The organism is Dolichospermum sp. LEGE 00246 (genome assembly GCF_015207865.1).
In the GTDB taxonomy this organism is placed as follows: Bacteria; Cyanobacteriota; Cyanobacteriia; order Cyanobacteriales; family Nostocaceae; genus Dolichospermum; species Dolichospermum heterosporum.
In genome coordinates this window covers 1-14,050 of sequence record NZ_JADEWA010000096.1, presented here as the reverse complement: position 1 = coordinate 14,050, position 14,050 = coordinate 1, and the positions used below count along the sequence as shown (strand labels likewise).

Here is a 14,050-nt window from a genome sequence, read left to right as displayed (position 1 = left end):
CTCTACCCCCTGCCCCCCACCTCCCTTCACCCGTCATTTTCGGGTTGACAACCAGTTACTTGCCCTCTGTTGCAATTGAGAACTTAATTTGGCCTCATGAATGTGATTATTCACAAAAAATTTTCTAATTTTTTTACTGATTCTGGTTTTTTCTCATGTAAATATACTCAACTTCTAGCGACTTTAGTGAATTTTCCTACAATTATGAATTGCATTTATCAAAGGAGTGTCTTCAGTAAAAATGCTTAAGTATTATCAGGAAATAAAAGTAAAAAAAATAATATTTCTTGACGTTTTTAACAAGTTGATGTAAAAACCTTTATCAAGGGCTAATCAACTATTTACAAAAACTTCATGGTATGACATCTTGAAAATCGAATAATAGTTTATGGCTAAGATATGCCATAACTAGTAAAGAAACATCGAAAAATAGTAAAATCTAACTGAAAAAAGACAGGGGGAGTAAAATAGAATGCCAGTTTTACGGATAAGGAGAAATTCTGATCTGTAAAAACTTTGGATTCACAAAAGTATAAAGAAAGTATAAGGAATTTTTCTGGAGATTTAATCCCTAATCCGTATAACCACTAAGCAAATAAATCCTCAAAACTATGAACTCCAAAGCATTACCACGTCAAATAAATAATCCCGAAGTAGGTGTTTATGACTGTGAAATTCACCTCAAATTCCGTCTGATTGAGGAAAAGAGTTTGTTAAGTGATCGTGAGCAACTGTTACAAGTATTACTAGAAGCTTTAACAGAAGGATCTGACGATTTTTTAGAAACCTTACAAGCATCAGTTAAAGCTCAGGAGATTTCAGAGTTTAAAGCCTCTCCACAAATGCGCCGTCAACTGATGCGGTTACGCAATTTCGCTGATACTGTACAATAGTATTTAGCGTAGTTATTTGTGATAGCCGGTCTAATTTAGGGGTTTCAGGGTTAAGTGTTAAAAGTCTGCCTCTACCTATTTTCCCAAATAGTAAGCTTGCTTGTAAACGTAAAACTACGTCTACAATATTTGTGTCTTCGTACTAACAAGCCAAGAGAATTAGTAGTAAAATATGCAACATCATGTTGCTATTTCGGCAGCAAATTTATCTAGGTGCATTTTACCATTTTCTTACCATGTAACTCTCATCACTAAAGGATTAGTTCACTTAGCTAGACCATGTTCTAGAGCAAAACGAACTAACTCCGTGCGGCTATTAGTACCAGTTTTACTAAATAAACGGCTGACATATTTTTCGACATTGCGGACGCTTGTTTCTAGGCGACGGGCAATTTCTTTGTTCATTAATCCTTCCGCTACCAAATTTAAAACACTTTGCTCTCTAGGAGTCAAATCTATTTTAAACGGGGCTGGGGATTGGGATATGGCACTCCTGTGAGTTAATAGTATTCTAATTTGAGCGATTTGATTAGCCAAATCGGCAAGATTTGGGGTGTCGCCGTCTTCTCCGGTAGTGGGAGATTGGGCGCTGCGACGCGCTAGTAAGTTTTCAACTATGGCAACTAATTCATCAGGATCGAATGGTTTAGGTAAATACGCATCAACACCTGCATGATAGCCTTGAATGCGATCGCCTGTCATGCCCTTAGCCGTTAAAAATACCACTGGTAAGGCTTGGAAACGGGGGTCATCTCGCATTTGCTTGAGGAACTGATAGCCATCCACCTGGGGCATCATAATATCAGAAATGACCAAATCAGCGGTGTTCTCTTGCATCCAGTTCCAACCTTCACGGGCATTACTGGCAGTTTGAACCCTAAAACCGCTTTCTTGTAAATATTCTTTGACGGCTTCCCGTAATCCCGGTTCGTCATCTACCAGTAACAATTGTGCTGACATTGAAAATTCCTATAAGTGTACCTGGATCTAATCTAGCGAAATTTGGTGAGTCTTGACTACTAAGACAGGGAAAAAACAATGCACAATGTACAATACCACGTTACTATACTCAGTATGGTAAGGAATTCTAGAAGACAGAACCCCTGTCATAGCATTCCCAGTCAGAGGCTTGAAACAAGATAACGAAATATATATCGCCAAACTTAATTATCATTTTAAAGTTTCTAAACCAATCAATTTTGTAGGGGACAACCCCCTGTGGTTGCTACAAATACCGGGGTAGGCACGGGGGCGCTACCTCTACATTAAATCCAAATCTTTTATATAATTGGTTTTGCCTGCGTACTTAATAAATGTCGGTAAGGAAATGGGTAAGGTTTATCTTGTTGGTGCAGGTCCTGGAAATGTAGAATATTTAACCGTTAAAGCCTATCGGCTGTTAGCATCTGCCCAGGTATTGGTTTATGATGCTTTAGTTGATAGTCAATTATTAGATTGTGTTCCTGTTGATTGCCTAAAAATAGATGTTGGTAAACGTGGAGGTAAACCCAGCACTTCCCAAACGGAAATCAACGCTTTATTGGTAAAATATTGTTTAGAAAAAAAGCAAGTTATTCGACTAAAATCGGGAGACCCTTTCATATTTGGGCGCTGTATTTTAGAAATTGCAGCTTTAAAAAATGCAGGTTGTGAATTTGAAATTGTTCCGGGAATTTCTTCTGCATTAGCTGCACCATTATTAGCCGGAATTCCGCTCACAGATAACGTTATTAGTCGTTGTTTTGCAGTTTGTACAGCCCATGAACCAGAAACTTTAAACTGGGAAGTATTAGCAAGCTTAGAAACCTTAGTAATTTTGATGGGGGGAAAAAATTTACCAGAAATAATCCATCAACTGATAAAATATAGAAAATCTCATTCTACACCGATTGCTATTATCCGTTGGGCTGGAACACCTCGTCAAGAAGTATGGACAGGAGAACTGGGAAATATCCTCGAACAAACCGCCGACTTATCTCTCTCTCCCGCAGTTATAGTTATTGGTGAAGTTGTCCGACTACGCGATTACCTGTAATATGAGAAAGTAGAAATCCTCTATTTGTAAAAATGTATTAAAATTGATGGTAGGTTGGGTAGAACGAAGTGAAACCCAACTAAGTCTAGGAAATCTAGGAAATGCTGGGTTTCATTCTTCAACCCAACCTACGGATACTCTTTTGCGCGAAACCAAAAATTATTAAGACGACAAATTTAATGTCAACCGTGAATTACAATCTTTCTCCCCTTGCTGGGAAAACCATTTTAGTTACCCGTTCTGTGGGACAATCTCATCAATTTAGCGATCGCTTGACCTCCGCAGGTGCTAATGTGATAGAAATGCCAGCTTTAGAAATTGGACCCCCTAGCAGTTGGGACGCTTTAGATCAGGCAATTTTGCATTTATCAACTTTTAATTGGCTAATTCTCACTTCTAGTAATGGTGTAGAATACTTTTTTGAGAGATTAGCAAAATCCGGTCAAGATAAAAGTGCTTTATCTGCTGTAAAAATTGCAGTTGTTGGGGAAAAAACAGCCCAAAGTTTACAAAAACAAAATATCCAAGCTGATTTTATTCCTCCTAACTTTGTGGCTGATTCTTTGGTGGAAAACTTTCCCGAATCACTAATAGGTAAAAAGATATTATTTCCCAGAGTTGAAAGCGGTGGAAGAGAAGTATTAGTAAAGGAATTAACAGCCAAAGGTGCAGAAGTAATTGAAGTTCCCGCTTATGAATCTTGCTGTCCTGAAAGTATCCCTCCTGCGGCTGAATATGCCTTAGTTAATAATACTGTAGATATTATTACTTTTGCCAGTTCTAAAACAGTTTTATTTTTCGCGCAATTAACAGCGCATATATTTACATACAATCCTGAAAATTTAGCCAGAGTTTGCATAGCTTCCATTGGTCCCCAAACATCAAAAACCTGTCAAATTGTATTTGGGAGAGTAGATATTGAAGCAGAAGAATATACCTTAGAAGGTTTAACAAATGCCATAATTAAATGGACAAATCATAGCTGAATTTTCTAATGACTAATACCAACCTTATGTGAGTTGGCACAGAATCATGAAATCCATTAATTCATCCCTCTTTATCTGCGTTTATTTGCGTTTATCTGCGTTCAATAAATCTTAGAATCTGATTCTATGAAGATTCATCTTAATTTAGTATTATAACCAATGACTAAAAACTTAATTGGTTTAACTGGTGGAATTGCGACAGGTAAAAGTACAGTTGCTAATTATTTAGCGACAACTTACAATTTGCCGATTTTAGATGCAGATATTTATGCGAGAGACGCGGTATCTGTCGGTTCTCCTATTTTGTCACAAATTGCTGAAAAATATGGTAGAGAAATCATATTAAATGATGGTAATTTAAATAGAGCCAAATTAGGAGAAATTATTTTCAATCAACCGGAAGAACGTTATTGGGTAGAAAGGGTAATTCATCCTTATGTAAGAAATTGTTTTGCTAAAGCTATTAATGAATCATCTGCAAATACTTTAATTTTAGTGATTCCTTTATTATTTGAAGCTAATTTAGAAAATCTAGTTAATCAAATTTGGGTTGTATCTTGTTCCCCACAACAGCAACAACAGCGATTAATAGAACGGAATAATTTAACACCAGAACAAGCAGCAGCGAGAATTAATAGTCAATTACCTATTGTGGAAAAAATTGCTCGTGCTGATGTAGTTTTAGATAATTCTGCTAATTTAGAATCACTTTTACAACAGATAGATAAAGTTTTGTTGCAAGATTCAACATTTTTAGAAATAAAATAGGAGTAATAAATTTGAGATCATTGCTGTTTTATACAATCCAAGGTAAAGTATGATGGAAAATGTATTAGGATGTCAGCTTAATGAATTTCTCCTAAATCTTACCTAAATAAAATCCCCTCCAGGAAGAAAAAGAGGAGGGGAGTATGTTAAACGAAATAATTGCCATTTATGCTATCACGGATGACTTGCTCAAAGCGATTGGACATGATGAAGATAGTCGTAGAGTCATGAATGATGCAGAAATTATCACAACGGCTGTGTGTTTAAAAGTGATGCGGAAAAAGAAATCCAAACGTCTTGACCCCCCTTGGATTCAATATATAAAACAACATACTCGTCATTACATTGAAACTGTATTTAGTTCGATTACAAGTGATTTTCCCAAATCCATTCATGCCGTCACATATCAAGGGTTTTTATTGAAAGTGCAAGCATTTATTTTTGCCTTCACTCTCGACCAAGCATTTATTTAATTGGTACATTTTATACTTATAAGTATACTATTCCTGAAGGTTACTTCTCAAGAGCCATTGGCGGTTTTTGCTATTGCTTTTATTTTTAAATGTGCCTATTATGTCATTGCGTCAAAAGATATAATGCTTGTTAAATCAGGCAATAAACCAGATGTTGAACCAAACCTCGTCAGATTAAAGTTTCCTATAAAGATTGTAAGGACAATTCATAAATTGTCTCTACACCGGTTTTGGGGCGTTGCTGATTAAGAGTATGATTTTGTTTCACACATATATTATTCAAGTTGCAGCCCCAAAAGGGTTAAGAAACTTTGAATTAAAAATGGGTAAAGAATTTAATGCAATTGAAGGATTTTTAGGAGAAGGTTTACTTAGAAATGCTTATTTTGCATCAAAAATGAGCTGGAATTTTAATACTCGTAACGATGCAGCTATTATAGGTAGTCCAGATGGTAAACATAAGTATATATTAGTGATTTTTGGAGATGATCCAAGCTTTTATAAAGACAAAAAACTTCTACCAGAATTATCACGTATGGTTTACGAACAAATGACAAATTAAGATATATCAGCAAAAAGAAAAATGCAAAACATATTTAGAAATTTAAGACAAAATAAACCCTTACTTTTTGGACTTTATGGTGCAATTGGTTGTTTAATAGCAGCAATATTACTAGGAGAACCATTATTAGCACTTACTAAACTTCCACCATCCCCACCTACACAAAAAGCCCCCCAAGCAATTGTTTTGTTAATTGATACTTCTGGTAGTATGAGTGATGGTAAATTGACAGAAGTAAAATTAGCCGCTACCAATTTTGTAAAACGTCGCAATCTAAATCAAGATCAATTAGCAGTGGTTAATTTTGGCTTAGAAGTTAAAACGGTTTCTCCCTTAACTCGTGATGCTAATACCTTAACAAATGCGATCGCATCCCTATCAGAAAATGGTGGTACTCCGATGGCTGAAGGTATAGACAAAGCTGTTGGAGAATTACAATCTACCAACTTACGTCGCAACATCTTGTTATTTACCGACGGCGACCAAATTCTCCCAGTATTGCTCAGTTATCAGCCAACTCTGCCAGAAATCAAAGAATTAACTTCATTGCCGTTGCTACTGATGGTGCTGATGTAAATTATTTGGCACAACTAACAGGCGATCGCAACTTAGTATTTTATGCAGGTTCTGGTCAATTTGATCAAGCCTTCCGCAGTGCTGAAGCCGCAATTTATAAACAATTAGTAGAATCTAGTCCCACAGGAGATTACGGAGTAGTATATTCCTCTTTACGAATCGGTGGCTGGACTGCCTTTCTAGCAATGGGCATATCACTAGCCCTGATTATGGGACAAAACTCCTATATGCACCTTCCCCTCTTAACACTCCGTGAAGGAAGTATTAGCACTCTTGGTAGCCTCGCCGCAGGTATGGTTGCTGGAGGTGCAGGTCAATTACTCTTTGTTCCTCTTACTAATATTCCCATTCCAGCGATCATAGAAAGTATCATACACGCATCAATAGCCAGTGGTTTATTCATGGGTATTTTGTCTTTTTTCATACCTAAAATCAAAAAACTCAACTTAAGTGGAGCGATAGTTGCTGGTGGTATTAGTGGTGCATTAGGGACTAGTGCTTGGCTGATTACTGCTGTTGCTATAAGAGGACTTGGGGTTATAGGTGATTCATTAGGTCGTTTACTTGGAGCGATTGTTTTTGGCTTTTGCATCCGACAAATAGCCGGTTCTACCTTTGGTTGGGTCGCAGGTATAGGAGTATTATTTTTTGGTCGACTGCTATTTTTGTCTATCTCTGTTCTCTCCATCTTAGAACTTATGGGCAGAATCATCGGTTGGGCAATTCTAGGCATATTAGTAGGGGGTGGAACACGCTTTTTTGTCCCCAATCTCCAACTAACTAAAGCCCTATTTGGTGGTTCTGTTGGTGGTGTGGTCGGGGCTATAGGTTTTCTAGTTACGGCTGGTGTTTTTGGTGATATTCCTGGTCGTTTATCAGGTGCAGCTATCCTGGGCTTTTGTATTGGCTGGATGATTGCTTTTGCAGAACAAGAACAGTTAAGGCAAGAACCTTATTTATTAGTGCATTGGACAGACACAGAAAAGACAGAATATTTATTAGGAACAAAACCCTTTTTAATAGGTAGTTCCCGTGAAGCTAATATCCCCTTAAATACCTCTGAAGGATTCACTCCTATCACTGCACAAATTTACAAGGAGGGGGAAAAGATAATTTATAAATTTCACCAGGAGTATGCAGCACAAAAAAATATGAAAAAGACCATTCAAGAACTTGAAGTTGGGGATAAGCGTACTTTAGGGAGAATTACCATTGAAGTCAAATCTAAAACCAATTAGAAACTAACTTGAAAAAATATGATTAAGTTGTAAAGCGGGATAAATGCGATCGCCCCCAATTCTTGAGGGAAATAGAGCGATAGCGAAGCGCTGCTGCAAGCAGTTCGCCACCCGTACTCTACCAAATTTTTAGAGGAAACCCATGAACCTAAAACTATTATTAACAGCAGCCATAATGACTTGCATTGTCACCACAGCCACCCAAGCCAAAGCCGATACTTACAGGGCTGGGAAGTTCACAGTTACTATAAATGCTAATACCTACGTTGGTTGTGATGCTAAAGGAAACTGCATCAAATTAGAAGACGGTACAGGATGGCAAGATAATGGTTATCGGGGGATGACCTGGAGTAATGGGGATTATTACTACTCGATTTCTTGGAAAGAAGATTCTGATGACGGAATGTACTTAATGATTGTTAATAAGAGTAAACTAATTTTAGCTGAAAAACTGGTAGCAGTCTCAGAAAATACACCTAAAGTTGAGCTTAAATGGGCTATTTGGTGCGATGTAGTCAATATCAAATCTGGACAATTAGCACTGCGGTTTACTCCCAATGGCAAATCCAGAGCCGGTTTAAATAATGGTAATCATGTTTTACTCAGGAAACAAGAGGGGATTTGGGCCTATGTCGATGTGATTAGGGGACCAAATAAGAAAGTTAAGGGCTTGAAAGGCTGGGTTAATTCTAATTATCTTTCTTGCACTAAAGAACCACAAGTGTTGAATCCTGCAATAAAACTTTACAATCTTTGCGTTTTACCCAGGTAAAATCCATTATCTATTGAGAATAGAGTCATTAATTGCTCAAATTTGGTATCATGAATACCAATTCACAACTTGGACAATATCCTCAAAATCTTAACATTCAACACTTCTGCTAAAGAACCCATTGATTAAATTTTGAACATTTTCAAGGAAAATCTATGAAACCTGTTTTGAAGACCCAAAAATTAGCATTACCACAAGTACAGCGATACCTACAGGGGGCGAAGCGATCGCTATTTATCTTAGGATTCAGTTTAATAACTTTAGGTGTTAACGAATTATCAGTATTAGCCCAAACTCGACAACCAACTAATGCAGAAATTAAAAGATTACGTCAAGAACTTCAGCAACAAATTAGCAGAACCAAAAATAATAATGTAGGTGCTAGTTATCTTCAAGATAGACGTACTCAAGTAGAAAAGAAGACAAGAGAATCCTTTGTACGTGCTTGGTCAAAGACTGAACCAGAATTAGCACCTTTCTTTGGTCGGTGGGTGGGATACGAAAATAGTAGTCATATTTATCCATCAAATAGTAAGGGTCGTGTTTGTGTTTTTGAAACGGCTGAAGGTTCTGGTCGTTTAACTACTGGTGTTTTCTCTAATGGAGTTATAAAAACCAATATTGGAGAAGTGCTATTCAAAGAAGGAAATTATTATTTAGGATCAGCATTGCTCAAAAATGGCAGATTTGTCGGCAATAATAGTGAGATTCCTTTACATAGTCCCAGACCTGTTGAATCACTAAGTGGATTACTTGAATATATATTTGAAGCATCAGAAAAAAATCAAATTTCTCAACAATTTAAAGCTGCTGGTTGTACTTCTAGTTTACCAAATTCGTCTGCAAATACACAACCCCAAAACAAAAACGTTTCTAAAATGAATAATCAAGAACTAAGTAGGTGAACAAAATAAAAATGAGGGGTATTGCGTTTTGTAAAATGGCTGAAACTCAATCAGAATCTCGCATTGAGACAACTTTACATACCGTTATATACCTTTAAATTTTTCTGTTCACCTACTTAATCAAGGATGGCGTGAGAAAGCGATAGCGAAGCGCTCCGTAGGAATCGCCCACAATTCTTGAGGAAAACCCAGGCGATCGCCCCCAATTCTTAAGGGAAACCAAGCGATCGCCCCTACTAAATTCTTGAGGGAAACCCAAGCGATAGCGAAGCGCTGCTGCAAGCAGTTCGCTTCCCCCTTCGTAGATATTGCCCCAAACAGATATAATAAAGTCAAAATATGGAATTTCTTTTTGTTTACGTCACTTGTAAAGACCGTGCTGAAGCTCTTAACGTAGGTAGAGCCGTAGTAGAAGCCCGTCTTGCAGCCTGTGCCAACATAATTGACGGTATGGACAGTATTTATTGGTGGCAAGGTGAATTACAAGTAGAAAAAGAAGCTATTTTAATTGTGAAATCCCGCCGTGATTTATTTGCAGAACTAACGGATAAAGTAAAATCAGTACATTCTTATGAAGTACCTTGTGTGGTGGCTTTACCAATTGAACAAGGAAATCAGGATTATCTGAATTGGCTAATGGCAGAAACCAAGGCTACAGATATCAACACTTTACCCCGTTCTTGAGGGAAAATAACAACAATGCCCATACTAAGAAAAGTGATCGCTCCTCTCTCCGTAGGTATCACCTATATAAAAAACCATGATTCACCATCTAAACATAACCGATACGTTATCAATCTATTTTAAAACAAAGCAGACGGTCTTTACCTTGGGATGTTCGCAGACTTGATGGTTCTTATTAGGTATTGGGGCAGTTGTGGTGACTGCCTCGTAATTCTTCAGGGAAAATGAAATACTAAAACGATTTTTCAGAATCTTCTTTAAAAAAGATTACAAAAAATATTCATTGATTGTTAATTGTTGTCAATATTGATACGATAATCCCTGGCTGTATTATCTTAAATACAACTTACTTATTGTAGAACACTGATTTAACCAAAGGAGAAAAGCATGATTTGGGAAAAAAGATTGCTAAAAATTGGGTTTGTATTAATTCTTCAACTAGCAATGGTACTAGGCGGATTACTAGGCAGCGATGTAGCGTTAGCCTATAATGCTCAAGAACGATACAACGAAAGATATGACCTTTGTATGAAGACTGATGATCGAGGTGCAGGATATTGTAGACAATGGGCATCTCCGTCCGAAAGTAATCGGAGACCTTATATGTCGAGTAGTTCATCCGAAAGACCGTATATATCGAGTATCGAGAAACGTATAGAAAAATTCAAGAATTGTGTGATAGGGGAGAGTCAAGAAGTGGAATATTGTGAAAAATTCCTTGACCCCTCTCAAAATGATTTTTAGTTATCAGCGGATCAGCACAAATTCTCTAATAAAGCAGACGCTTTTTGTCTGGGAATTTATTTAGATTAGGACTTACGCACTGTACAAATTGACCGTCATGTGTTTGAACGAAATTAGGTTGTTTCAGGCTTTGGAGGATGAAATTTAGATCAATAGCGAACTGCTTGCAGCAGCGCTAGTTCCCTCCGGGACGCACTCGCGTTCGCTATCGCTAAAAAATTGTCAAAACCCCAGGTTTAAATCCCTGAAACCCATATCCCCTATTTGTTCCTTCCTGTCAATGCGTAAGTCCTAACAATAATCGTTGCGAACTAAAAAGGGTAAATTGTAGGCTAAGGCTAAAATGCAGATATAACAAGGGTTTCCAGACCATCTTGTAGGAAATTTCACATATCTCGGCTTGGGTGTTCCATTCAATAACAGTTAATAAAGCGATCGCCTATTACCAATCACCCTGTAATTCTTAGGGGAAAAGTTTATAGTTTACAAAAGAAGGGAACAGGGCATGATTTTAATTAATGCTGAACAACTTTCACAACGTTGGCAGGGTAGTGATGCCATTGAAGAAATTGGACGTTTGTTACCTGTTGTGGCTTGCAATTATAAATACTCCGGCTTGCAAACAAGACATTTTCCGGCTCACATTATTTGCAACTGAAATGTTGGTTCGGCTCAAATTATCTGCAACTAGGCTCAGATTATTTGCAACCAGTTTGCAATCATTACTCCCCGGCTCACATTAATTGCAAATAAGCTAGAAGTTATTAGCTGCAATAACTGGGGCAATGCGATCCAATAGGTGCATTTTGGCAATCCAAAATTTCTGTTGCGAGTTTTAGTTGATCATTTGATAGAACTGGGGAGGTGAGATGTCCATTTTACCGTCAATTCTCTTTTAAGACTCGCAACGGAAAGAATATTCTGTAACCAGTTTTCTGGTGCGAGTTCAGTTGCAATTAATGTGAGTCGATATTTATAATTGCAAGCTCATTTGCATTTAATTTGAGCCTGGTTGTAATTAATATGAGCCAGAACACATTCTTAATTGCAATTAATGTGAGCCAGAAATTTTCTTGTTTGCGAGCCGGAGGGTTTATGATTGCAAGACGCAACAATTAGTGATTGGTTAAACATCAGAAATAGAACAGGATTTTATAAAGAATTATCGCCTAATTTACACTTGGCTTATGGAGATCAACGAGATGGACATAGTTCACAGCATTGGTGGAAATTATTTTTCAATGACGATTATAAACCAAGTGTATTAAGCCATATCAAAATCGAAATTAGTTTAGTTAAAAGTCAAAATTCATCAGATGATAGTAACTCCCAATATCAATGGGGTGGTTTAAATTTCAGGTCAAAAACAGAAGTAAGAATAGCCCACGCCTTACATAGTCAACGGATTTTATTCTTTGCTAATAGTCGGGCTTATATGGATTTAACTGATTTACCTATTTCTAATAGTGATAATCAAGCAAAGGAAAGAGTAGAAATAGATTTTTTGGTATTCTATAAACAAAAGTGTATGATTCTAGAAGTTGATGGAGTCCACCACCAGGAAGCATCACAAAAAACTAGAGACTACAGAAGAGATAGGGTTTTATTACGTGATGGTATTCGTACCGTTAGGTTTGATGCTGGTGAATGTTATAATCGTCCTATAGATGTTGTTACGGAATTTCTCAATTTGTTTTAGGATTTGATGATTTATTTAGCGATGCTTGCGGCTAGGGAAGCGATCGCAGTGTCTCGTTTTAGTCCCCTTGCGGGGATTAGATATGCGGAAACTCCCGAACCATATTCTTCAACCCGCTTTGGGTAAGTGGTGTTTCAGTCCCCTTGCGGGGATTAGATATGCGGAAACATCTTTTGGAAGGATATACGGACTTGCATTATTTTGGTTTCAGTCCCCTTGCGGGGATTAGATATGCGGAAACACACTCCTGCTCATCCCAAAAATATTCATAACTGTAGTTTCAGTCCCCTTGCGGGGATTAGATATGCGGAAACTTGAGAAACTAAACATGGTGCGATCGCTTGTTTTAAAAGTTTCAGTCCCCTTGCGGGGATTAGATATGCGGAAACCTATACCATTCCGCCAAATTACCCTGACTCAACCCATGTTTCAGTCCCCTTGCGGGGATTAGATATGCGGAAACGAGAAACTAAAGCAGATCGCAGAAATTCTTTCTAGTTTCAGTCCCCTTGCGGGGATTAGATATGCGGAAACTATGAATTTAGCAATGGATTGATTCAGGTTCTTTGCGAGTTTTAGTCCCCTTGCGGGGATTAGATATGCGGAAACCATGTTGAAATCCAGGAAAGAAGAAAGAAAATGTTGTTTCAGTCCCCTTGCGGGGATTAGATATGCGGAAACTCAATTAATTCGTACACATTAAGAGATTTTTTGTTTGGTTTCAGTCCCCTTGCGGGATTAGATATGCGGAAACACGGTTTGCTCGACTCTGACTAGTTGATCTGATTGTTTCAGTCCCCTTGCGGGGATTAGATATGCGGAAACCAAAGCTGCGATTAGTGCGCCTCCTTCGATGTTGTTTCAGTCCCCTTGCGGGGATTAGATATGCGGAAACCAAGCAGTTTTAGAACAAGTTGCTGAGGCTAATATAGGTTTCAGTCCCCTTGCGGGGATTAGATATGCGGAAACGAAGTATGGTGAAAGCCTTGGGGCTGAGTGCCATAAAGTTTCAGTCCCCTTGCGGGGATTAGATATGCGGAAACTAAAAGAAGCTAAAGACTTAGTTGAACAAGGAGGTTGTTTCAGTCCCCTTGCGGGGATTAGATATGCGGAAACCCAAGCAAACATTACTTACCAGTCCGATGGCGTAAATAGTTTCAGTCCCCTTGCGGGGATTAGATATGCGGAAACTCCAAGCCTTGCGAGTACCGTTATTTAATAACCCAAAAGTTTCAGTCCCCTTGCGGGGATTAGATATGCGGAAACAGGAGCGCGAGGACGTTGTTTAATATCCGGTGAAGAAGTTTCAGTCCCCTTGCGGGGATTAGATATGCGGAAACGTTTCAAGTCTTAGTATGAATTCTACTACTACCATTCGTTTCAGTCCCCTTGCGGGGATTAGATATGCGGAAACTATCGCCAACGTCAATTAGCCCAGGCAACAATGAAAGGACGGGTTTCAGTCCCCTTGCGGGGATTAGATATGCGGAAACATAGACTCTCACTTCGTGCAACATTCCCGGCGAGTTTCAGTCCCCTTGCGGGGATTAGATATGCGGAAACCCCGCCGTCTGAAACATAAACTGGGGGCGGAATCCAGAGACGATTTTGGCGGACCTCTCAAAAAACCTTATTTCAGGCTTCGGGTCAAGCACAAACTGAAACTAATGAAACGCTGAAAGTATTTAGTTGTCAAGGTTCTGGCTGTTTGGCGA

At 38.2% G+C, this 14,050-nt stretch carries 14 protein-coding genes, 1 pseudogene and 1 CRISPR repeat array; of the genes and pseudogenes, 13 read left to right on the top strand and 2 right to left on the bottom strand.

From position 1 onward, the window contains the following. Positions 1-611: 611 nt before the first annotated feature. Complete coding sequence (locus tag IQ228_RS09255; protein ID WP_027400789.1) at positions 612-893, top strand: Npun_R1517 family heterocyst differentiation transcriptional regulator; 282 nt, start codon at positions 612-614, stop codon at positions 891-893. Between the two features lie 264 nt (positions 894-1,157). Here the strand turns inward: IQ228_RS09255 and IQ228_RS09250 are convergent, their stop codons facing one another. Further along, entirely contained in the window at positions 1,158-1,853 is a 696-nt protein-coding gene (locus IQ228_RS09250) for a response regulator transcription factor (RefSeq protein ID WP_027400790.1), read from the bottom strand. 367 nt (positions 1,854-2,220) lie between these two features. On the opposite strand from IQ228_RS09250, the pseudogene cobA reads away from it, so the two are divergent. The 8 genes and pseudogenes from cobA (at position 2,221) to IQ228_RS09210 (ending at position 9,208) form a co-directional block, all read left to right on the top strand. Further along, positions 2,221-3,914 (top strand): annotated as a pseudogene (gene cobA, locus IQ228_RS27390) (uroporphyrinogen-III C-methyltransferase). Between the two features lie 159 nt (positions 3,915-4,073). Further along, positions 4,074-4,682, top strand: coding sequence for a dephospho-CoA kinase (gene coaE / locus IQ228_RS09235; RefSeq protein ID WP_027400793.1), 609 nt, complete (start codon positions 4,074-4,076; stop codon positions 4,680-4,682). A 143-nt stretch (positions 4,683-4,825) separates the two neighbouring features. After that, positions 4,826-5,155: a hypothetical protein gene (locus IQ228_RS09230; RefSeq protein ID WP_035081187.1), complete on the top strand. Its 330-nt coding sequence runs from the start codon at positions 4,826-4,828 to the stop codon at positions 5,153-5,155. 322 nt (positions 5,156-5,477) lie between these two features. Beyond that, positions 5,478-5,717 carry a hypothetical protein gene (locus IQ228_RS09225; protein WP_228043777.1) on the top strand — a complete coding sequence of 80 codons (240 nt, stop codon included), beginning with the start codon at positions 5,478-5,480 and terminating at the stop codon, positions 5,715-5,717. 21 nt (positions 5,718-5,738) lie between these two features. After that, a complete protein-coding gene (locus tag IQ228_RS26535) occupies positions 5,739-6,293 on the top strand; it encodes a VWA domain-containing protein (protein ID WP_228043776.1) in 555 nt (184 codons plus the stop codon). A gap of 5 nt (positions 6,294-6,298) precedes the next feature. Continuing rightward, entirely contained in the window at positions 6,299-7,531 is a 1,233-nt protein-coding gene (locus IQ228_RS09220; protein ID WP_228043775.1) for a hypothetical protein, read from the top strand. Positions 7,532-7,673: 142 nt separating this feature from the next. Continuing rightward, on the top strand, positions 7,674-8,303 hold the full coding sequence (locus tag IQ228_RS09215) for a hypothetical protein (RefSeq protein ID WP_193962707.1): 630 nt from the start codon (positions 7,674-7,676) through the stop codon (positions 8,301-8,303). 155 nt (positions 8,304-8,458) lie between these two features. Then, on the top strand, positions 8,459-9,208 hold the full coding sequence (locus IQ228_RS09210; RefSeq protein WP_193962706.1) for a hypothetical protein: 750 nt from the start codon (positions 8,459-8,461) through the stop codon (positions 9,206-9,208). A 120-nt stretch (positions 9,209-9,328) separates the two neighbouring features. Here the strand turns inward: IQ228_RS09210 and IQ228_RS09205 are convergent, their stop codons facing one another. Next, on the bottom strand, positions 9,329-9,544 hold the full coding sequence (locus IQ228_RS09205; protein WP_193962705.1) for a hypothetical protein: 216 nt from the start codon (positions 9,542-9,544) through the stop codon (positions 9,329-9,331). A gap of 3 nt (positions 9,545-9,547) precedes the next feature. Between IQ228_RS09205 and cutA the strand changes: the two genes are divergently transcribed. The 4 genes from cutA (at position 9,548) to IQ228_RS09185 (ending at position 12,335) form a co-directional block, all read left to right on the top strand. Beyond that, positions 9,548-9,892 (top strand): divalent-cation tolerance protein CutA, encoded by a 345-nt coding sequence (gene cutA / locus IQ228_RS09200; protein ID WP_193962704.1) that lies wholly within the window; start codon positions 9,548-9,550, stop codon positions 9,890-9,892. Between the two features lie 387 nt (positions 9,893-10,279). Beyond that, positions 10,280-10,636, top strand: a complete 357-nt coding sequence (locus IQ228_RS09195; protein ID WP_193962703.1) for a hypothetical protein — start codon at positions 10,280-10,282, stop codon at positions 10,634-10,636. A gap of 505 nt (positions 10,637-11,141) precedes the next feature. Further along, positions 11,142-11,294, top strand: a complete 153-nt coding sequence (locus tag IQ228_RS27385; RefSeq protein WP_370566860.1) for a hypothetical protein — start codon at positions 11,142-11,144, stop codon at positions 11,292-11,294. A gap of 441 nt (positions 11,295-11,735) precedes the next feature. Then, the gene (locus IQ228_RS09185) at positions 11,736-12,335 is read left to right on the top strand and encodes a DUF559 domain-containing protein (protein WP_228043774.1); all 600 of its coding nucleotides are present in this window, start codon (positions 11,736-11,738) and stop codon (positions 12,333-12,335) included. 55 nt (positions 12,336-12,390) lie between these two features. After that, a CRISPR array of direct repeats spans positions 12,391-13,898; the repeat unit is 37 nt; unit sequence GTTTCAGTCCCCTTGCGGGGATTAGATATGCGGAAAC. Positions 13,899-14,050: the final 152 nt, after the last annotated feature.